The following is a 20,243-nucleotide window of genomic DNA, read 5'->3' as shown; positions in this document are numbered from 1 at the left end:
TCCGTCAGGGACGCCGCCCGATGGTCAGCCCCTCGCCGCCCGTGGCGCCGCTGAAGGCGCCAAGCCGGGCGGTGATCAGGTCCAGCGCCGGCCGCGGGCCGCGGGGCCGGCTGTCCAGAGCGGCGCGCATGGCGCGCAGGTGGTCGGGCATGGTCCCGCAGCAGCCGCCGATGATCCGCACCCCCATGTCGCGCGCCAGGCAGGCGTAATCGGCCATCAGCTCGGGCGTGCCGTCGTAATGCAGATGCCCCTCCTGCAGATGCGGCACGCCCGCATTGCCCTTGGCGATGATCGGGCGCTCGTTGCCCGAGGCGACCAGCGCCGCCACCGTGCGCAGCAGGTCCGACGCGCCGACCCCGCAATTGGCGCCATAGGCCACCGGCGGATTGGGCAGCGCCTCGACCGCGGCAGAAAGCTGCGCGGGCGTGACGCCCATGATCGTGCGCCCCGCGGTGTCAAAGCTGAGGCTGCCGCACCAGGCCATGCCCACCTGCCGCGCGGCGGCGGCGGCGGCGCGCAGCTCGTCCAGCGAGGCCAGGGTCTCGACCCACAGGATGTCGGCGCCGCCGTCGCGCAGCGCCAGGGCCTGTTCGTGAAACATCTCGGTCGCGCGGGCCCGGGTCAAACCGCCCATCGGGGCCATGATCTCGCCGATCGGGCCCATGCTGCCGGCGACGACGACGGGGCGGTCGGCGCGGTCGGCCTCGGTCCGGGCGATGGTGGCGGCCAGGCGGTTCAGCTCGGTCACGCGGGTAACGGCGCCGTGCAGCGCCAGGCGGCTGGCATTGGCGCCGAAGCTGTTGGTCAGGAACAGGTCGCAGCCGGCCGCGATGGCGGAGCGGTAATGCGCGGCGACGCGGTCGGGATGGGTGGCGTTCCAGATCTCGGCGGGGGTGGAGGGGTCCAGCCCCATATTGAACAGCGCCGTGCCCGTGGCCCCGTCCGCCAGCACATGGGGGCGGGTGGCCAGCATCCGGGACAGCGCATCGTTCATCGTCTCATCCTTGCCCGGGCCCGCCGGTCCGGCCATCGGGTCCCTGGGGATCATGCCATGCCGGGGCGGCGATGGACATGAACGAATGAAAAACCGCGCCGGTTTCCCGGCGCGGCGAAGTTCGGTTCCCTGATCCCGAAGGGATCAGTCGCGGTCGCGGTCGTCGCTCTCGCCGTCATCGGCACCGCCGATGTCGTCGAACAGCTCGGCGATCTCGAATTCGGCCTCGGCATCGGCTTCGGCGGCCATGTCCTGGATGGACTTGCCCTGAGCCTGCAGCTCGGCTTCCTCGACCGACCGGGCGACGTTCATGGTGATCGTCGCCTCGACCTCGGGGTGCAGCACGACCGAGACGTCGTGCAGGCCCAGATCCTTGATCGGATCGCGCAGCACGACCGACTTGCGGTCGACGGTGAACCCGGCCTCGGTGGCGGCATCGGCCGCGTCACGCGTGGTGACCGAGCCGTAGAGCGCGCCCGAATCGGATGCCGAGCGGATGACCACGAAGGTCTGACCGTCCAGCTTGTCCGCGATCTTCTGCGCCTCGGCCTTGGATTCCGCGTTGCGGGTCTCCAGTTGCGCCTTCTGGCCTTCGAACGCCTTGATATTGGCTTCCGAGGCACGCAGCGCCTTGCCCTGCGGCAAGAGGTAGTTGCGCGCGAAGCCTTGCTTGACGTTCACGACTTCGCCCATCTGGCCCAGCTTGGCCACACGTTCCAGCAGGATGACTTGCATCTCTCAGGTCTCCTTACTTGACGACATAGGGCAGCAGGGCCAGGAAGCGCGCGCGCTTGATGGCACGGGCCAGCTCGCGTTGCTTCTTGGCCGAGACCGCGGTGATGCGCGACGGCACGATCTTGCCACGTTCGCTGATGTAGCGCTGCAGCAGGCGGGTGTCTTTGTAGTCGATCGCAGGCGCGTTCTCACCCGAGAACGGGCAGACCTTGCGACGACGGAAGAAGGGTTTGTTGGCCATTCGTCAGATCCTCTCAGTTCCGCTCGCGGCGTTCGCCGCGGTCAGCCCCGTCACGGGGACGGTCATCACGCGGACGGTCGCCACGGTCGGGACGGTCGCCCCGGGGACGGTCGCCGCGATCGCCACGGTCACCGCGCTCGCCACGCTCTTCGCGCTTCTGCATCTGGACCGAGGGGCCTTCCTGATGCTCGTCCACGCGGATAGTCATCACGCGCATCACGTCATCATGCAGGCGGGCCAGGCGTTCCATTTCCAGCACGGCGTCCGAGGGGGCGTCGGTGCGCAGGAAGGCGTAATGGCCCTTGCGGTTCTTGTTGATCTTGTAGGCCAGGGTGCGGACACCCCAGTATTCATGTTCCACGACCTTGCCGCCGTTATCGGCGAGTACGGTCGAGAAATGTTCGATCAGCCCTTCGGCCTGCGTGTTCGACAGGTCCTGGCGGGCGATCAGCACATGCTCGTACAGAGGCATGGCGATCCTTTCGGGTGCTGTGCGCATTTCATCGACGGGCCGTCCCTTCCGCACCCGTCACGAGAGGCTGCGCCGTTACAGAAATTGCTCAGGCGGAAGGATGGGGTCTTCTAGCAGCGAATGCTGCGGACGCAAGGTGATTCGGCTTTGGAGGCGTGGTTTGGGGGCTGCCGCCCCCGGCCGCGATGCGGCCTCCCCCGCGGATATTTTCATGAAGAAGATGCGGCGCGCGAGGGGGCTTGCGGGCGGGTCGGGGGGCGGGGCATCCTTTCCCCTCGGGATGATACGAGCGGACGCGACGAGGGGGGCGGGATGGCGCTGGAAGATGCGAAGACGCAGGTGGATCAGGCCTTCACGCGCGAGAGCCTGCGCGGGCTGTCCTTCGAGAACGCCTTCGGCGGGGCCACGAGTTTCCTGCGCCGCCGCTATGCCAAGGATCTGGCGGGCGTCGATCTGGCGGTGACGGGGATCCCCTTCGACCAGGCGGTGACGCACCGGCCCGGCACGCGCTTTGGACCCCGCGCGATCCGCGAGGCGTCCACGCTGCAGGCCTTCGATGCGCCCTATGGCTGGGGCTACGATCCGCTGGCGCTGCTGGATGTGGTCGATTACGGAGACATGGCCTTTGACTATGCGAACACGCGCGAGGTGCCGGGGCGGATCGAGGCGCATATCGGGGCGATCCTGGATGCGGGGGTCGCGCCCGTGACCCTGGGCGGGGATCACTCGATCACGCTGCCGATCCTGCGGGCGGTGGCTGCGCGGCGCGGGCCGGTGGCGTTGATCCAGTTCGATGCGCATTCCGACACCTGGGTCGATGACGATCCCGAGCGGATCGATCACGGCACGTTTCTCTACAAGGCGATCCGCGAGGGGGTGGTGGATCCGGCGGCCAGCGTCGCGGTGGGCATCCGCACGGACAATCCCGACACCATGGGGGTGACGATCCTGGACGCGCCGATGGTCCATCGCGAGGGGGTCGGGGCGGTGCTGGCGCGGATCCGCGCCGTGGTGGGCGAGCGTCCGGTCTATGTGACCTTCGACATCGACGCGCTGGATCCGGCCTTCGCGCCCGGCACCGGAACTCCGGTCTGGGGGGGCCTGGCCAGCTGGCAGGCGGCGGCGCTCTTGCGCGGGCTGGCCGGGGTGGATCTGATCGGCGGCGACGTGGTCGAGGTCTCTCCGCCCTATGACACGACAGGGGCGACGGCGATCGCGGGGGCGCATGTCGCGCTGGAGCTGATCGCGCTGTTCGGCTGGACCCGGCGGTGAGCTGCGTCCCCCGACGTCCGGGGGGGCTCCTGCCCCCCGGACCCCCTCCCGGGGCCCGCTGCGGATCTTTGTCGACCCGGGCAGGCCATCTGCCGCTTGTCGCGTCGCGGGCGCGGGGGTAAGGCGCGGTCATGTTGCCCGAAGACCGCCTGATCCAGATCGTCCAGCGTTTCGAGTTTCTCGAGGCGCGGCTGAATGCCGGGGCGGCGCCCGACCAGATCGCCGCGATCAGCCGCGAATATGCCGAGCTGAAACCGGTGGTCGAACAGATCGGGCTGTGGCGGTCGGCGCAGGACGGGCTGGCCGAGGCCCGCGCGATGCTGACCGATCCCGAGATGCGCGGCCTGGCCGAGGACGAGCTGCGGCGGATCGAGGGCCTGCTGCCCGCGCTGGAACAGGCGTTGCGGCTGGCCTTGCTGCCCAGGGACGCCGCCGACGCGCGCCCGGCCATCGTCGAGATCCGCCCCGGCACGGGCGGCGACGAGGCGGCGCTGTTCGCGGGCGACCTGCTGGAGATGTATCGCCGCCACGCCGAGGGGCAGGGCTGGCAGTTCCAGATGCTGGACCTGACCCGGACCGAGCTGGGCGGCGTCAAGGAGGCCACCGCGCGGATCGAGGGCGCGGGGGTCTTTGCCCGGCTGAAATACGAATCCGGCGTGCACCGGGTGCAGCGCGTGCCCACCACCGAATCGGGGGGCCGCATCCATACCAGCGCCGCCACCGTGGCCGTCCTGCCCGAGGCGGCCGAGGACGTGGCCATCGACATTCCCGCGGGCGACATCCGCATCGACACGATGCGGGCCAGCGGGGCGGGCGGCCAGCATGTCAACACCACCGATTCGGCGGTGCGCATCACCCACCTGCCCACCGGCATCGTCGTCACCAGCAGCGAGAAGTCGCAGCACCAGAACCGCGCCAACGCGATGGCCGTGCTGCGCGCGCGGCTTTATGACATGCAGCGGGCGGCGGCGGATGCGGAACGCTCGGCCGACCGCAAGTCGCAGGTCGGCAGCGGCGATCGCAGCGAACGCATCCGCACCTACAACTACCCGCAGGGCCGTCTGACGGATCACCGCATCAACCTGACGCTCTATGCGCTGGACCGGATCATGGCGGGCGATCTGTCCGAGATCATCGACGCGCTGACCGCGCATGACCAGGCCGCACGCCTGGCGGAGGCCGAATGAACCTGTCCCAGGCCCAGGCCGAGGGCGCGGCCCTGCTGCGCGCCGCGGGCATCGCGGGCGGCGCCCGCGACGCCGACCGCATCCTGGCCGCCGTGCTGGGGATCGAGCCCGGCCGGCTGCGCATCACCGAGGATCTGGCGCTGACCGAGGACCAGGCCACGCGCTTTCATCGCGGCATCGCCGCGCGCGCCCTGCGCCAGCCGGTGGCGCAGATCGTGGGCTTCCGCGACTTCTGGGCGCATCGCTTCCAGGTCACCCGCGACACGCTGGACCCCCGCCCCGAGACCGAGGCGCTGGTCGAGGCCGCCCTCGCGCGCCCCTGGCGCCATGTCCTGGACCTGGGGACCGGGACGGGGGCGATCCTGATCTCGCTTCTGGCGGCGCGCCCGGGCACGACGGGCCTGGGGACCGACCTCTCCGAGGCCGCGCTGCAGGTGGCGCGCCACAATGCCCGCCGGATCGGCGTGAACGCGCGCTTCCGGCAGGCGGACTGGGTCGAGGGGCTGGCCGGCCCGTTCGACCTGATCGTCTCGAACCCGCCCTATATCGCCGCGGCCGAGATGGCCGGGCTGGACCCCGACGTGCGCGACTGGGAGCCGCGGATGGCGCTGACCGATGGCGGCGATGGCTTGGGCGCCTATCGCATCATCGCGGCGGGGGCCCCCGCGCTCTTATCGCCCACCGGCGCCGTGCTGGTCGAGATCGGCCCCAGCCAGGGGGCGGCGGTGTGCGCGCTCTTTGCCGCACGAGGCGCGCGGGCGCGGGTGCTGCCCGACCTGGACGGGCGCGACCGGGTGGTGCTGGCCGATTTCGCGGACAGGGACTGATCGCCCCGCGGCCCGCTCGCGCGGATGTGCGGCAGTTTTTGCTTGTCTAACCCGGCGCGACATGGTTAGTCGGCGGCGTGCGACAGCCAAGCTGGCGTCGCATGGGTCAGCCTGACACTGCCTGTTTCGAAGGGGCGCGCAACCGCGCCACCGCCGGGGCTGGGCAGGGGCTGAACGGAGAGGTCACCAGCCCCCGTAACCGTCCGACACCGCCGTCCAGCTCGCGCTGGCATCCCGACGCCCGGAAACATTTACAGACAGTCTGATGAGATCATCAAAATCCCGCTCGCGTAGCAAATCGAACCGCCAGCGCACGCTGGGAAACATCACCAATCGCGTCTTCGACAGCTCGGGACCCGAGGGCAAGGTGCGTGGCACCCCCCAGCAGATCATCGAGAAATACCTGACGCTGGCGCGCGACGCCCAGCTGTCCCATGACCGCGTGGCCGAACAGAGCTTCCTGCAGCATGCCGAGCATTACACGCGCATGCTGGGCGAGGCGAACAAGGAGATGGCCGATCGCCAGGGGCGCCCCGAGGATGACGGCTATCAGTCCAGCATGGGCGGTCACGGCTATCATCAGGGCAGCCAGGGTGGAAACGGCCAGAACGGCGGCCATCAGAATGGCAACCAGGGCGGCAACCAGAACCACGGCTACCAGGGCAACGGAAATTCCGGCCAAGGCGGCTATCAGGGCGAGGGCAACAGCCGCCAGGATGGCAACCGCGACCGGCCGCGCGACCAGCAGAACCGTGATGGCCAGAACCGCGACCAGCAGGGCCGGGATCAGCAGAACCGCGACCAGAGCTATCGCGACACGGCGCCCCGCGATCAGCAGCGGGACAACCAGCAGGGTCGCGACGGCGGTCAGCGGGACACCCAGAACCGCGACAACCAGAGCCGCGACCAGCAAGGCCGCGACAGCCAGAACCGCGACACCCCGCCCCGCGAGAACCAGAGCCGGGATACCCAGAGCCGCGACCAGCAGACCCGCGACAGCCAGCCGCGCGACGCGCAGCCCCGGGTGTCGCGGTCGCGCCGCGAGCCGCGCGACAACAACGATCCGCGCAATGCCGAAGGCGCCCTGCCGGTGCAGGCCAGCCTGCCCGACTTCCTGACGCGCGAGAACGAGGGCTCCGCCCCGGTCATCACCCCCGAGACCGAGGCCCCGTCGGAAACCGCGGCCAAGCCGGTCCGCACCCGGACCCCGCGCGCCAAGGCGCCGCGCCCGGCACCTGATGCGGCCTCGGGTGACGCCCCCGCCGGTGATGCGGCCCCCGCCGCGCCGACGCGCAGCCGCCGCAAGCCGGTGGCGCAAAGCGACGCGCCGGTGCCGGCCTCGGATCCGCAGGACAGCACCCAGGACTGATCCCCCACGGGATCGCACGAGACACCAAGGGGCGCGCCATCCGGCGCGCCCCTTCTCATGTCCGGACCGGCCCCCGCCGCGCCGCACCGCCGACCACAAGGGCGCAGGGCTCCCCGCCCGCGCCCCCTTTCTTCTTCACTCAAATATCCATCCTGTCGACCGCAGCCGCCGGGCACCCCGTCCGAAGGTCCTTCCGGATCACGCCTCGCGTGCCGCCTTCAGCGCCCGGGCGAGGGTGCAGAACCGTTCCAGCTCGATCTCTTCGGCGCGCGCGGTGGGGGGGATGCCCGCGCCTTCCAGCAGCCCCTCGATCTGGGGATGCAGGCCGCGCAGGCTGGCGCGCAGCATCTTGCGGCGCTGGTTGAAGCCTGCGCTGGTGACCTGCGTCAGGACCGCCGGATCGGCCGGGAAGCGGGGCTCGGGCAGGGCGGTCAGGTGGACGACGGCGGAATGCACCTTGGGCGCGGGGGTGAAGGCCTCGGGCGGCAGGGTCATCACGATGCGCGCCTCCGCCCGCCACTGCGCCAGCAGCGCCAGCCGTCCATAGGCCTTGGAGCCGGGCTTGGCGACGATGCGCTCGGCCACCTCCTTCTGGAACATCAGTGTCAGCGACTGCCAGAAGGGCGGCCAGTCGCGGGGCGTCAGCCAGCGGATCAGCAGCTGGGTGCCGACGTTGTAGGGCAGGTTGGCGGCGATGCGGATGGGCGGCGTCAGATGCGCCAGCGGGTCGATGGCCAGCGCGTCGCCGGTGATCACCGTCAGCCGCCCCGGATAGGCGGCGGCGATTTGTTCCAGCGCGGGCAGGGCGCGGGGGTCCTTCTCGATCGCCAGCACGTGGCGGGCGCCGCAGGCCAGCAACCCGCGCGTCAGCCCGCCGGGGCCGGGGCCCACCTCCAGCACGTCGCAGCCGGTCAGGTCGCCCGCCTGCCGCGCGATCTTGTGCGTCAGGTTCAGGTCCAGCAGGAAGTTCTGGCCCAGCTGCTTCTTGGCGCTGAGGTCATGGGCGGCGATGACCTCGCGCAGGGGGGGGAGGTTGTCGATCATCTTGCGTCCCGCCACGGCCGGGGGCTGTCTGCCCCCGGACCCTCGAGGATATTTTCGCCAAGATGAGGGGGCAGGCGGGCCTCGGCCATCCCGGCGGCCATCCGCAGCGCGGCGATGGTCGAGGCGGGGTCCGCGATCCCTTTTCCCGCGATGTCGAAGGCGGTGCCGTGGTCGGGCGAGGTGCGGATGAAGGGCAGGCCGAGCGTCACATTCACGCCGCCCGCAAAATCCAGCGTCTTTATCGGGATCAGCGCCTGATCGTGATAGGCGCAGACCGCCGCGTCATAGCGGGCGCGGGCGGGGGCATGGAACATCGTGTCGGCGGGCAGGGGGCCGGCCAGATCCATCCCCTCGGCCCGCAGGCGGGTCAGCAGGGGGGCGATCATGTCCTGTTCGGTCCGGCCCATCGTGCCCCCCTCGCCCGCATGGGGGTTGAGGCCCGCCACCGCGATGCGGGGGGCGGGGATGGCGAAATCGCGGATCAGCGCGGCATGGGTCAGGCGGATCGCCTGTTCCAGCGCGGCCTCGGTCAGGGCGGCGGGAACCTCGGACAGGGGGATGTGGATCGTCGCGGGCACCACCCGGCAGGGCGGCGTCACGCCGGTCGAGGCCAGCATCATCGCCACCGGCACATCGCCCGCCAGATGGGCCAGGTATTCGGTATGGCCGGGAAAGGCGAAGCCCGCGCCCTCCTTCAGGGCCTGCTTGCTGATCGGCGCGGTGGTGATCGCCGCCACCCGCCCCGCCAGCGCCAGATCGACGGCCCGCGCGATGACCGCGATCACCTCCGCCGCATGGGCGGGATCGGGGCGGCCCGGGGTCGCGGGGCCCGCGAACTCATGGCGCAGCACCGGCAGGTGGCCGGGCGGCACCGGGTCCGACGGGTCAGCGACTTCCGTGAACGCCGTCCCTGCGGGCAGGTGGCGCGGATCGCCCAGCCAGACCAGATCGATGCCCGAGGCACGCGCCAGCGGCGCCAGCTCCGGGCCCACGCCCGCGGGCTCGCCGCAGGTCAGAAGGATGCGCGCCATCAGGGGCGCCGGATGATCGCGTCGGCGCGCAGATCGGCCAGCAGCCCCTCGGCGGCGGTGTTGATCTTGCGGTTGAACAGCTCGGTCCGGACCGCCTCGCGGGTGGGCACGCCGCCCGCCTGCGGCGGCTGCGGGACGGCGGCCTCGACCCCGTCCGCGGGCAGGGCGGTCACCGGGACCTGGGCCTGGGCGGCCAGCGCGGGCTGGCGCGCGCACAGCATCACCAGATCGGCGCCGGCGCCTGCAGGGATCACCCCCGCCTCATCCGGGTCCAGCGAGGCCAGCCGCGCGGCGATGCCCTGCGGGATCGCCCCCTGGCCGGCCGTCTGGCGCTGCACCCGGGCCGCCGCCTCGGGGCCCGCCTGCAGGTACAGGTCGTCGCAGCCGCGCACCGTCGCTGCCAGCACCGCCGCATCCTGGACCGAGCCCATCCGCAGCGTCAGGTAGTCCAGCACCTGCTCGCGCGCGCCGGGGCGCAGCGTGCCCTGCACGTCGCGCAGGAAGAACAGCACCACCGCGCCCTCGACCGGCAGGGGCGGGCTGACCTGGCCCGGCTGCAGCGAGGCGATGATCGGGCGCAGCGAGGGCGGCAGGTTGTCCAGCGCCAGCAGCTCCAGCCGCCCGCCCGCCTCGGCCGAGGGGGTGGCGGAATAGGCGCGGGCGGCCTCGGCGAACTGCGCCTCGTTGGGGCGCGGCCCGGCGATGCGCTCGGCCAGCTGCAGGGCCTGCGCCTCCTGGCCCGGAGGGGCGGGGATGATCAGCTCCGACAGCAGCACGCGGTCGATGATCGGCGTCTCGATCGCGCGCTGCAGTTCCTGGTCGACCTCGGCATCCGAGACCTGGACGCGCGGCAGCAGCCGGGCGCGCACGACCTCGCGCCAGACGGTGCCCGCCTCGATGAAGTCGCGGAAGACCCCGTCCTCGATTCCCGCGCGCTCCAGCTGGGCGATGAAGCCCGCCGCGTCCAGCCCGGCGCGGGCGGCGAATTCCTCCATCCCCTCCTGCAGGCCCTCGGGGGTGATCTCGATCCCGATCTCATTGGCGGCCTGGATGCGCAGCCGGTCGTCGACCAGCGCCTCGCGGGCGGCCTCGATCCCGGCCTCGGGGGCGCCGATCACCTGCATGAAGCGCATCCGCTGGTCGACCTCGTAGCCGGTCACCACGGCCTGGTTCACATAGACGGCGGGCGCGAACAGGTTCTGCGCCAGGGCGGGTGCCACGGCGCCCGTGGCGATCACCGCCGCCAGGGCGATGCCCGAAAGGTAATGCCGCATGTCTGCCCTCATCCTCGTTTGTTGCCCCCAGATTAGCGCATACAGTTGCGGCGCGCCACCGTGCCCGGCCCGTCCTGCTGCATCCCGAAGCCGCCCAACCGCACGGACAGGTCGAAGCTGGTTTCGGCCCGCAGCAGGTCCGAGCTGGAGAAGCGCCGCGACAGCCCGGTTTCCACCGTGATGCATTCGTTGCGATAGGCCACCCGCAGGGCGGCGCGCTGCGCCCGGTCGGCGGCGAAATCGTACCGCGTTTCCGCCTCGCCCCACCAGCCGCGCGCGATCTGCCAGCCCAGGCTGGCGGCCAGTTCGCTGGCATTGGCGTCGCGGCCCTCGGCCTCGTCGCGGTCGATCCAGATATAGCCCGCCGACAGCTGCAGGTCCGGGCGCAGCCAGCCCACCCGCAATTCGTTGCGCGAGACGGCGAAGTCGTCGCCGAACAGCGCGCGGTTGGCGATGGCCAGCCCGGTGCCGCTGTCGTAATGCGCCGCCAGCAGCCAGTCGGAACTGCGCCCGCCCAGCGGCGTGTCGGGGTCCAGGTTGTCGGCATCGCGCGCGCGCAGGATGCGCCCGCCGGTCACGCCCAGCGACCAACCGGTCGGGTCGATCCGCGTCCAGGTCGCGCCGATATTGGCCCGCAGCCCGGTCTCGCGCGCGTCCCAGCCCGGAAAGCGGTTGTCGGAATACAGGTTGCCCTCGTCGAACTCGATCAGGCGGCTGTCCTCGTTGGGGATGTCGTCATCCTGCCCGCGCGGCGAATACAGGACCTGCACCACCGGCTCGACCAGATGCGTGGCGCCGCCCGCCCCGCCCGCCAGCGGCCAGCGCAGTTCCACCCCCACCTGCGGATCGACGCGGGTCACCACGTCGTCGAAGCGGTCGTCCTGCGCGATGCGGTACAGATCCGCGTCCAGCGCGACCAGCCCCGCCGCCATCACCCCGCCGGACAGGATCCGGCTGCGCCGCCAGTCCAGCCCCACCGAGGCCCGCGCCACGTCCCGCCCGACCCGGTTCTCGTCCGAGGGGCGGCGGTGCGCATGGGCCGACCATTCCAGCAGCGCCTCGCCGCCGATCAGGGCCGGGGTCAGGCGGCGCTGCCAGATCACGTCGGCCACCTGCGCGGGCGAGGTGGCGTTGTCCTCGTCCTCGCGCAGCGAATCATAGGTGCCGACGCGGCCCCAGATCATCTTGTCGCGGCGCACGCGCTCCAGCGACACGCCGCTCCACAGCCGGTCGGCATCGGTGATGCCGTAATCCAGCAGATAGGCCCGGTCGGATGCCGTCTGCACCTGCACTGCCAGCCGGTAGTCGCGCGGCAGCAGGAACTGCGCGGCGCCGAAGACATAGCCCCGCGTCTCGCCGGGGCGCAGGTCGTCGCGGCTGATGGCGCCATTCCATTCCGTCGCGCCATTGGCGAAGGCCTGGCGATAGCGCAGCTCGAGCGTCCGGGTCCGGTCCAGCGAGACATAGGGCGTCACCGTCACGTCGGCCTGGTCGCCCAATGTCTGGAAATAGGGCAGCTTCAGCCCGAACCCCAGCCCCGAGGTCGTGCGCACCTGCGGCCGCAGGAAGCCCGACCGCCGTTCCACCGTGGGATCGGGCGCGGTCACCGTGAAGGGCGCATAGGCCAGCGGCACCCCGAAGGCGCGCAGCTGCGGCCGGTCGAAGGTGATCAGCCGGGTCTGGGCGTCATGGGTGATGCGCCGGGCGCGGATCTCCCACAGGGGGGTGGGGTCGCTGGCGCAGATCTGGCAGGACGAGGCCACCACCTGCGTCAGCTCGCTGATGCGGCCAACGTCGCGCCGCTCCAGCCGGGTGGCGGCCAGCTGCAACTCGCGGGCCAGCACCAGCCGCGCGCCCAGGATGATGCCGTCGCGCAGCTCGCGGTCCAGCTGCGCGCTGTCCCCGATCAGGATCGCATCGGAGGCGGGATCCTCGCCGTCGGGATCCGCGCCGGGGCGCGACAGGTGGATCGGCCCCTCGATCGTCAGATCGCCCGAGGCCCCGTCCACGACGATGCGCGAGGCGACCAGCCGCGAGCCCTGGTACCAGACGACCACGCCGCCCCCCGCGACCAGCGTGCGGTCGCCCTGCAGCTGGATCGTGTCGGCCAGCACCGTCGCGGGCCCCGCATCCGCGGCGGGCGCGGTGCTGCCGGGCAGGGTCACGCCCGCATCGGGGGTGGTGACAGCGGGATTCTGCGGCGTGGGCGTGCGGTCGCCCACCGGCGCGCGGCCCAGGGTCACGGCCTCGGGGGCCAGCGCGGTCACGCCGGTCGCGCCGGAGGTCTGGCCCGGCATCCCGGTCAGCGCGGGCATCCCCGTGCCCTCGGCCTCGTCGAAGATCGACTGCGCGGCCAGCGGCCCCGCCAATGCGCCTGCCAGCACCCCGGCCAGCCCCGCCAGCGCGGCCCCGGCCAGCAGGGCCGCCCGCAGCCGCCCGCCCGAGGGTCGGGCGCGGCGCCGATCTTCAGCCACGATGCGCGCGCTCATCCGTCCTCCCGCTTCAGGATCAGGCCCAGGGCCAGCATCGCGCCGACCAGAACCGGGGTCCAGGCCGCCATCGCGGGCGGGATCTGTCCGTTGTCGCCCAGAACCTGCGCCAGATTGCGCAGAAAGAACAGCGCGATCCCCGCGCCGAAGGCCATCAGCACCGCCCCCCCGGCGCTGCGCCCGCGCATGTGCTGCATGGTGAAGGCGGCGGCGATCATCACCATCGCGCCCATCAGGAAGGGGCGGGCCAGCTCCATCTGAAACCAGACCTTGTGGCGGGCGGCGGAAAAGCCCGCGCGCTCCAGCCCGGCGATGAAGGCGGGCAGCTGCCAGACCGGCACCGATTCGGGCCGCCCGAAGCCCTCGCGGATCCGCTGCGCCGTCAGGTCCGAGGCCAGCGTCATCGCCGCGCTGCGCGTCACCTCGGCCTGCGGATTGTCGCGGTCCAGCGCAAAGTCGCTGACCTGATGCAGCTGCCAGGCGCCGGGCGTCAGCCGCGCCTCGCGCGCCTCGATCCGGCGCACCGGCCCGGCCTCGGCATCGAAGACCAGGAAGCTGGCGTCGTACAGCGTCACCGCATCGGGGCTGGCGCGGCGCGCGCGGATGACGATCTGCCCGGCCTCACGCCCGTCCTCCTGCATCGCCTGGCGCAGCCAGACGGCGCTGTCGCCCAGGCTGACGGTCTGGCTGCCCTCGCGCCCGATCTCGGCCACCGCCTCGTCATAGATCGAGCCCGTCGCCGCGACCATCGGGTTCAGCAACCCCACCGTCAGCGCCCCCAGCACCAGCGCCGCCACCACCGGCGCCGTGACCACCCGCAGCGCCGACCGCCCCGAGGCGCGGATCGCCACCATCTCGGAACTGCGCGCCAGGCCCAGGAACAGCGCGATCCCCGCCAGAACGGTCATCAGCGGCAGGATCGCGTAAAAGCTGCCCGCGATGTTCAGCGCCGCCAGCCGCGCCGCCCCCGACAGCCCGATCTGGCGGTCGGAAAAGCGGCGGATCATCTCGATCATGTCGATCAGGAACAGGATCAGCAGGAACACCCCCGCGATCATCAAAAAGCTGCGCAGGAAGCGCCGCGCGACATACCGGGCCAGGATCATGCGGCGGCCCCCCCGCCCCGGCGTCCCGGGCCTTCGGTCCCCGGGGCCGGGCGGCCAGCCACAACAGCCCCGCGCACAGCACCGCGCCCACCAGCGCGGGCAGGTACAGCAGCGGCCACAGGTCCACCTCGCGCCCGACCCGCTCGGCCGCGGCATTCGACAGGAACTGGACCGAGATCAGCGCCCCGATCGCCCAGCCCACCTGCCGCCAGACGCCGAAGCGGGAAAACCCGCCGATCATCAGCGCGGCAAAGCCGATCATCGCGGCCACCGGCGACAGCAGGGGCTGGGCGATCCGCTCATGCGCCTCGCGCCGCGCGTCGCCCGGCGTGGCCCCCGTCGCCTCCAGCAGCGCGGCATCGGGCGACAGCAGCCGCAGCGTGCCGTAATCGCGCAGATCGCGGCCCCGCTGCCCGCCGCCCGCGAACATCGCGCCGATGTCATAGCTGAACTCCGCGAATCGCGTCACCGACAGGTCCGGCCCGTCGGCGCCCGCGCGCATGTTCTGGACCATCCCCTCCAGCAGGACCAGGACCGGGCCGGTCTCGGCGCGCACCACCAGCGCCTCCTGCGCGGTATAGGTGACCTGCGCCGCCGGATCGCGCCCGTCCTCGATGAACAGGTCCAAAAGCCGCCCGTCGCCCGCGATGTCGCGGATGAACAGCGTGACGCCCGCCGCCGGATACTGGAAGGCCCCGGGGCGCAGGAACTGCGCGGTCACGTTCTCGGCGATCTCGGCGGACCGGTCGGCCAGCCGGGCACGGGCCAGGGGCACCAGCCCATGGACCAGCACCGCCACCATCACCCCCACGAAGACGCCGAAGATCAGCACCGGCCGCGCCAGCCGCCACGGGCCCAGACCGGCGGCCTGCATCGCCACCAGCTCGGATTCGCCCGACAGGCGGTTGGTGCCATAGGCGGTGGCCGCGAAGGCCGCGACCGGCAGCACCACCGAGATCACCAGGGGCAGCGTCAGCGCCGTGAACTCCAGCACCACCAGCGCGGTCTGGCCGTCGTTCAGCAGGTCGTCGAACAGCCCCACCGCCCGGTTGATCCAATAGACAGACACCAGCACCAGCGCGAAGAACCCGAACAGCGTCAGCAGCTGACCAAGGATGTAGCGGTCGATCCGGGGCATGGGCGGCCTTCTTGCGCGTGACACTCGGTCCTGCTTAGCGGCAAGGGCGGCTCTGGAAAAGGGCCGGGCAGGGGTCTAGGGTCGGGCGCAACCAGACGTGAGGACCGTTTCCATGACCCATCCTGTCGAAATCAATTTCACCGAGGTCGCCCCCGATCAGCTGGCGGACCATCCCGGCCGCGTGGCCCTGATCCTGACCGGCCACGACAAGCTGCCGGGCAAGCTGCCCCGCGCCGCCCAGGACGCGGCCAAGCGCGCGCTGGCCTCGAAGGCCGGGCAGGCGCTCAAGCCCGGCCAGTCGATGGAGCTGGCCTTCCCCTCGGGCATGGCCGCCGAGGCGCTGGTCCTGATCTTCCTGCCCAACGCCTCGACCCAGGCCGAGGCACGCCGCGCCGGCGCGGGCCTCGGCGCGAAGCTGGGCCGCAGCCACACGCTGGTCTTCGCCGGCGGCCACAAGCTGGCCGGAGAGGTCGCGCTCGGCCTCGCGCTGCGCGGCTACGACTTCTCGGTCTACCAGACCAAGCCCGCCACCGACACGCCCGCCTCGGGCAGCGCGCCGCTGCCGGAATCCGAAGGCCAGGCCCCCCATGCCGTGCTGGGCGACGCGCAGGGCGACGACCGGCTGGAGACGCCCGCCGCCCCCGTCTCGGACAAGGCCCGCGTGACCATGATGGTCAAGGAGCCCGAGGTGCTGGCCAAGGCCGCGCAATCCGCCGCCGCCGTGGCCGAGGGCGTGTTCTTCACCCGCGATCTGGTGAACGAGCCCGCCAACGTCCTGACCACCAGCGACTTCGCCGACCGCCTGCTGGCGATGCGCGAGCTGGGCCTCGAGGTCGAGGTGCTGGACGAGGACGAGCTGGCGAAACTGGGCATGCGCGCCCTGCTGGCCGTGGGCCAGGGCAGCGAAAGCCCCTCCAAGGTCGTGGTGATGCGCTGGAACGGCGGCGGGGACGAGGCGCCCCTCGCGCTGGTCGGCAAGGGCGTCGTCTTCGACACCGGCGGCATCTCGATCAAGCCCGGCGCGGGGATGGAGGAGATGACCATGGACATGGGCGGCGCGGGCGTCGTCTCGGGCGTCATGCGCACCCTGGCGCTGCGCCGCGCCAAGGCCAATGTCGTGGGCCTGGTGGGCCTGGTCGAGAACATGCCCGACGGCCGCGCCTATCGCCCCGGCGACATCCTGAAATCGATGAAGGGCGACACGATCGAGGTCGTGAACACCGACGCCGAGGGCCGCCTCGTGCTGGCCGACGTGCTCTGGTACACCCAAGACCGCTTCAAGCCGCGCGCGATGATCAACCTGGCCACCCTGACCGGCGCGGTCATCATCGCGCTCGGCCATGACAATGCCGGGGTGTTCAGCAACGACGACGCGCTGGCCGACCAGATCCTGGCCGCCGCCAAGGCCGAGGGCGAGGGGGCGTGGCGCCTGCCCTTGGGTCCCTCCTATGACGGCCTGATCAAGTCGCGCCTGGCCGACATGAAGAACTCGGGCGGCCGCGCGGCGGGCTCGATCACCGCGGCGCAGTTCCTGGCGCGCTTCGTGACCGAGGGCCAGCCCTGGGCGCATATCGACATCGCGGGCGTCACCCTGCCGCCCTCGGCCAACGACTTGGCGCCGCGCGGCGCGACGGGCTGGGGCGTGATGACGCTGGACCGCCTGGTGCGCGACGGGTTCGAGACGCAGTGACCCGCGCAACGCCCGCAGCCTGTGCACGCCCTGTGCACGGGCTGTGCCTGCCCGGTGCACGCCCGGTGAGGGGGGATCTCCAGCGATTGCTGGCCGCTCCGACCCCCGCACCCATCAGCCGCCCCCCCGCAGCGCGCGCTGCCGTTGCGCGCCCGTTGCGCGGGGGCGCCTGATGGGCAAGGCGCTCTTCTACCACCTGACCCGCTCGCCCGCCGAGGCGCTGCTGCCGGTCCTGCTGACCAAGGCGCTGGCCGCCGGATGGCGGGTCGAGCTGCGCGCCCCCGACGAGCAGCGCCTCGACCATCTCGACCGCCAGCTCTGGCTGGCCGAGGGTTTCCTGCCCCACGGCATCGCCGGCGGCCCGCATGACGCCCGCCAGCCGGTCCTGCTGACCCTGCCCGGCCAGCCCCCCGCCAACAGCCCCGCCTGCCTCATGGCGCTCGACGGGGTGCAGATCACGGCGCCCGAGGCCACGGCCCTCGACCGGACCTGCATCCTCTTCGACGGCGGCGATCCCACCGCCACCGACCAGGCCCGCACCCAATGGCGTGCCCTGACCGGCGCGGGCATCGAGGCCGAATACTGGTCCGAGGATTCGGGCCGTTGGGAACGCAAACGCTGACCGCCCGCTCCCAACCCCCCATTCTTCTTCACGAAAATATCCCCGGGGGGTGAATTGGCCGCAGGCCAAGAGGGGGGCAGGCAGCCCCCCTTTTCCCCCACCCGCGGCCACATCCGACGCCCGAGGTCTCAGACCTCCGCATGCCCCGCCAGCCGCGCATGCAGATCCTCGCGCCTCAGATCGGCCTTGGCGCCCTGCATGACCGCGCGCCCCCGCTCCATGACCAGGAACCGGTCGCCCAGCTCCCAGGCAAAGTCGAAGAACTGCTCGACCAGCACGATTGCCATGTCGCCCCGGTCGCGCAGCGCGGCGATCACCCGCCCGATCTGTGCGATGATGTTGGGCTGGATCCCCTCGGTCGGCTCGTCCAGCAGCAGCACGCGCGGCTTGGTGATCAGCGCCCGGGCGATGGCCAGCTGCTGCTGCTGGCCGCCCGACAGATCGCCCCCGCGCCGATGCGCCATCTCGGCCAGCACCGGAAAGCTGTCGAAGATATCATCCGGAATGCGCCGCTCGGCGCGGGGCAGGCAGGCAAAGCCCGTCTCCATGTTCTCGCGCACGGTCAGCATCGGAAAGATCGCCCGGCCCTGCGGGACATAGCCCACGCCCATCCGCGCCATCCTCTGCGCCGCCAGCCGCCCCAGCACCTGCCCGTCATACCGGATCTCGCCGCCCGAGCGGGGATGCCGCCCCGCCAGCAGGTTCATCAGCGAGGTCTTGCCCACCCCGTTGTTGCCCATCACGCAGGTGACCTCGCCGGGGCGGGCGGTGATGTCGATGCCGTGCAGGATCTGGCTGCCGCCGTAATGCAGGGTCAGGTTCGTCGCTTCCAGCATCCTATCGCCCCAGATAGACGTCGATGACGTCGGGATTGCGGGTCACATGGTCCAGCGACCCCTCGGCCAGCACGGACCCCTGATGCAGCACCGTGACCTTGCAGTTCAGGCGGCGCACGAAATCCATGTCATGCTCCACCACGACCACCGCCCGCGTCTCTGCCAGACGGCACAGCAGCGAGGCCGTCTGCTCGCGTTCCGCCAGCGTCATGCCCGCCGCCGGCTCGTCGACCAGCAGCAGGCGCGGCTCCTGCGCCAGCAGCATGCCGATCTCCAGCCACTGCTTCTGCCCGTGGCTCAGCTCTCCGGCGCGGCGATCCACGGCGTCCGACAGCCCCACCTCGGCGGCCAGTTCGGCCACGCGCGCCATCGAGCCGCCCGAAGGCCGCCAGCCCAGCACGGAAAACGGGCTGCGATCCGCCTTCAGCGCCATGGTCAGGTTGTCGGCCACCGACTGGTCCTCGAAGACCGTGGGGCGCTGGAACTTGCGGCCGACGCCCTCTCGGGCGATCTGCGCCTCGTTCATCTTCAGAAGCGACTTGCCGGTCTCGCCAAAGCGGACCTCGCCCTCGTCGGGGCGGGTCTTGCCGGTGACGATGTCCATGAAGGTGGTCTTGCCGGCGCCGTTGGGGCCGATGACCGCGCGCAGCTCGACGGCGTTGATGGAAAAGGACAGGTTGTTGATGGCCTTGAACCCGTCGAAGGATTTCGAGATCCCGTTGACCTCCAGCAGCGCGCTCATGCCCGATCCTCCTTGCGCCCGATCAGATCGAAGACCCCGGCGATGCCCTTGGGCGCATACAGCGTGACCAGCACGAAGGACAGCCCCAGGGCCACCTGCCACCAGTCCACCCAGTTCACCACATAGCCCGGCAGGTTGATCGAGGGCGCCCGCCCGCCCGTGAACCACGTGGACAGCAGCGACACGACGAAGGCCCCGATGACGGCGCCATACAGCCGCCCCCGCCCGCCGATCGCCACCCAGACCGCCAGATAGATCGAGGCAATGGGCATCATCTCGGCCGGGTTGATGATCCCGGCCTGCGGGTAGTACAGCGCGCCTGCGATGGCGGTGATCATCGCGGCCAGGGTGAAGACGACCAGCTTGAACCCCTCGACCGGATAGCCCAGGAACCGCACCCGCGTCTCGTCGTCGCGGATGGCGCGGGTCACGCTGCCGAACTTGCCCGAAACCAGCCAGGCAGCCAGCACATAGAACAGCCCCAACGCCAAGGCCGAGGCCCAGAGGAACCACACCGACAGCCGCGCCTGGCCCACATGGTCCAGCCCCGGCAGGTTCTGCAGCCCCGACAACCCGTTGTTGCCGCGAAAGCCGCTGTCGTTCTGAAAGAGCCACAAGGCCAGCGCCAGCGTCATCGCCTGCGTCAGGATCGACAGATAGACGCCGTTGACGCGGCTGCGGAAGGCCAGCCAGCCGAAGACCAGCGCCAGCAGCCCCGGCACCGCGACCACCAGGATCAGCTGCAGCGTCAGGGAATGCGCAAAGCCCCAGACCATCGGCAGCTCGGCACTGCCCACCACGCCGAAGATCTGGTTGGTGACGCCGTCGCGCAGCTCCTGCGGGGTGAAGGGGATGGGGTTGCCGGACAGGGACGCCGCGACGATGCCCTCGGTCCGGGCATACATCAGCCATTGCCCGATCATGTAGCCGCCAAGCGCGAAGAACGCCATCTGACCAAGCGACAGGATGCCCAGATAGCCCCAGACCAGATCCATCGCCACCGCCGCCAGTGCCAGGCACAGCGTCATGCCAAGCGTCTTGACCATCGAGGTCGGGATGGCCCCCGTCCCATAAGCCGCGCTGAGCAGCGTCACCGCAAGGGTGAAGACCGCCAGCACCGCCAGCACGATCAGGGTCGAGGGGGTGCGCAGGATGAAGGGGGTCCGCGTCATGG

General features: G+C 71.3%; 17 protein-coding genes and 2 pseudogenes. 6 read left to right on the top strand and 13 right to left on the bottom strand.

Annotated elements, in window-relative coordinates:
- Positions 1–4: 4 nt before the first annotated feature.
- From bmt to rpsF, 4 genes are all read right to left on the bottom strand, one after another.
- A complete protein-coding gene (gene bmt, locus E4191_RS13825) occupies positions 5–994 on the bottom strand; it encodes a betaine--homocysteine S-methyltransferase (RefSeq protein ID WP_135313915.1) in 990 nt (329 codons plus the stop codon).
- A 144-nt stretch (positions 995–1,138) separates the two neighbouring features.
- Positions 1,139–1,729, bottom strand: a complete 591-nt coding sequence (gene rplI, locus E4191_RS13820; protein WP_135313914.1) for a 50S ribosomal protein L9 — start codon at positions 1,727–1,729, stop codon at positions 1,139–1,141.
- A 13-nt stretch (positions 1,730–1,742) separates the two neighbouring features.
- Positions 1,743–1,970 (bottom strand): 30S ribosomal protein S18, encoded by a 228-nt coding sequence (gene rpsR / locus E4191_RS13815; protein WP_103173059.1) that lies wholly within the window; start codon positions 1,968–1,970, stop codon positions 1,743–1,745.
- A 13-nt stretch (positions 1,971–1,983) separates the two neighbouring features.
- A complete protein-coding gene (gene rpsF / locus E4191_RS13810) occupies positions 1,984–2,442 on the bottom strand; it encodes a 30S ribosomal protein S6 (RefSeq protein ID WP_135313913.1) in 459 nt (152 codons plus the stop codon).
- A gap of 312 nt (positions 2,443–2,754) precedes the next feature.
- Between rpsF and speB the strand changes: the two genes are divergently transcribed.
- From speB to E4191_RS13790, 4 genes and pseudogenes are all read left to right on the top strand, one after another.
- Complete coding sequence (gene speB / locus E4191_RS13805) at positions 2,755–3,714, top strand: agmatinase (protein WP_135313912.1); 960 nt, start codon at positions 2,755–2,757, stop codon at positions 3,712–3,714.
- A gap of 131 nt (positions 3,715–3,845) precedes the next feature.
- The gene (prfA, locus tag E4191_RS13800; protein ID WP_135313911.1) at positions 3,846–4,901 is read left to right on the top strand and encodes a peptide chain release factor 1; all 1,056 of its coding nucleotides are present in this window, start codon (positions 3,846–3,848) and stop codon (positions 4,899–4,901) included.
- Positions 4,898–5,728 carry a peptide chain release factor N(5)-glutamine methyltransferase gene (gene prmC / locus E4191_RS13795; RefSeq protein ID WP_135313910.1) on the top strand — a complete coding sequence of 277 codons (831 nt, stop codon included), beginning with the start codon at positions 4,898–4,900 and terminating at the stop codon, positions 5,726–5,728. Before prfA ends, prmC begins: the two co-directional genes overlap by 4 nt.
- Before the next feature lie 265 nt (positions 5,729–5,993).
- A pseudogene (locus E4191_RS13790) lies at positions 5,994–6,255 on the top strand (DUF4167 domain-containing protein); the annotation flags it as partial.
- A 1,040-nt stretch (positions 6,256–7,295) separates the two neighbouring features.
- On the opposite strand, the gene rsmA reads toward E4191_RS13790, so the two are convergent.
- The 6 genes and pseudogenes from rsmA to lptF form a co-directional block, all read right to left on the bottom strand.
- Positions 7,296–8,141, bottom strand: a complete 846-nt coding sequence (gene rsmA / locus E4191_RS13785; protein ID WP_135313909.1) for a 16S rRNA (adenine(1518)-N(6)/adenine(1519)-N(6))-dimethyltransferase RsmA — start codon at positions 8,139–8,141, stop codon at positions 7,296–7,298.
- Positions 8,138–9,175 carry a 4-hydroxythreonine-4-phosphate dehydrogenase PdxA gene (pdxA, locus tag E4191_RS13780; protein WP_176562746.1) on the bottom strand — a complete coding sequence of 346 codons (1,038 nt, stop codon included), beginning with the start codon at positions 9,173–9,175 and terminating at the stop codon, positions 8,138–8,140. The genes rsmA and pdxA overlap by 4 nt, the downstream gene beginning before the upstream one ends.
- On the bottom strand, positions 9,172–10,446 hold the full coding sequence (locus E4191_RS13775; RefSeq protein ID WP_135313907.1) for a peptidylprolyl isomerase: 1,275 nt from the start codon (positions 10,444–10,446) through the stop codon (positions 9,172–9,174). The genes pdxA and E4191_RS13775 overlap by 4 nt, the downstream gene beginning before the upstream one ends.
- A gap of 32 nt (positions 10,447–10,478) precedes the next feature.
- Positions 10,479–12,935 carry an LPS-assembly protein LptD gene (locus E4191_RS13770; protein WP_135313906.1) on the bottom strand — a complete coding sequence of 819 codons (2,457 nt, stop codon included), beginning with the start codon at positions 12,933–12,935 and terminating at the stop codon, positions 10,479–10,481.
- Positions 12,932–13,993, bottom strand: a complete 1,062-nt coding sequence (lptG, locus tag E4191_RS13765; RefSeq protein WP_331459606.1) for an LPS export ABC transporter permease LptG — start codon at positions 13,991–13,993, stop codon at positions 12,932–12,934. The genes E4191_RS13770 and lptG overlap by 4 nt, the downstream gene beginning before the upstream one ends.
- A 118-nt stretch (positions 13,994–14,111) precedes the next feature.
- A pseudogene (gene lptF / locus E4191_RS13760) lies at positions 14,112–15,179 on the bottom strand (LPS export ABC transporter permease LptF); the annotation flags it as partial.
- Between the two features lie 112 nt (positions 15,180–15,291).
- On the opposite strand from lptF, the gene E4191_RS13755 reads away from it, so the two are divergent.
- Both E4191_RS13755 and E4191_RS13750 read left to right on the top strand, forming a co-directional pair.
- Positions 15,292–16,869 (top strand): leucyl aminopeptidase, encoded by a 1,578-nt coding sequence (locus E4191_RS13755; protein ID WP_135313904.1) that lies wholly within the window; start codon positions 15,292–15,294, stop codon positions 16,867–16,869.
- Positions 16,870–17,041: 172 nt separating this feature from the next.
- The gene (locus E4191_RS13750) at positions 17,042–17,491 is read left to right on the top strand and encodes a DNA polymerase III subunit chi (RefSeq protein ID WP_135313903.1); all 450 of its coding nucleotides are present in this window, start codon (positions 17,042–17,044) and stop codon (positions 17,489–17,491) included.
- A 128-nt stretch (positions 17,492–17,619) separates the two neighbouring features.
- On the opposite strand, the gene urtE is transcribed toward E4191_RS13750, so the two are convergent.
- From urtE to urtC, 3 genes are read right to left on the bottom strand one after another with little or no spacing between them, the layout of a single operon-like run.
- Positions 17,620–18,327: an urea ABC transporter ATP-binding subunit UrtE gene (gene urtE / locus E4191_RS13745; protein ID WP_135313902.1), complete on the bottom strand. Its 708-nt coding sequence runs from the start codon at positions 18,325–18,327 to the stop codon at positions 17,620–17,622.
- Between the two features lies 1 nt (position 18,328).
- Complete coding sequence (gene urtD, locus E4191_RS13740; protein ID WP_135313901.1) at positions 18,329–19,069, bottom strand: urea ABC transporter ATP-binding protein UrtD; 741 nt, start codon at positions 19,067–19,069, stop codon at positions 18,329–18,331.
- Positions 19,066–20,241 (bottom strand): urea ABC transporter permease subunit UrtC, encoded by a 1,176-nt coding sequence (gene urtC, locus E4191_RS13735; protein ID WP_135313900.1) that lies wholly within the window; start codon positions 20,239–20,241, stop codon positions 19,066–19,068. Before urtC ends, urtD begins: the two co-directional genes overlap by 4 nt.
- Positions 20,242–20,243 lie beyond the last annotated feature (2 nt).

Source organism: Paracoccus liaowanqingii (assembly GCF_004683865.2).
Classification (GTDB): domain Bacteria; phylum Pseudomonadota; class Alphaproteobacteria; order Rhodobacterales; family Rhodobacteraceae; genus Paracoccus; species Paracoccus liaowanqingii.
Note: the sequence above shows the minus strand (reverse complement) of the source record. Positions and strands in the feature narration are given on the sequence as shown.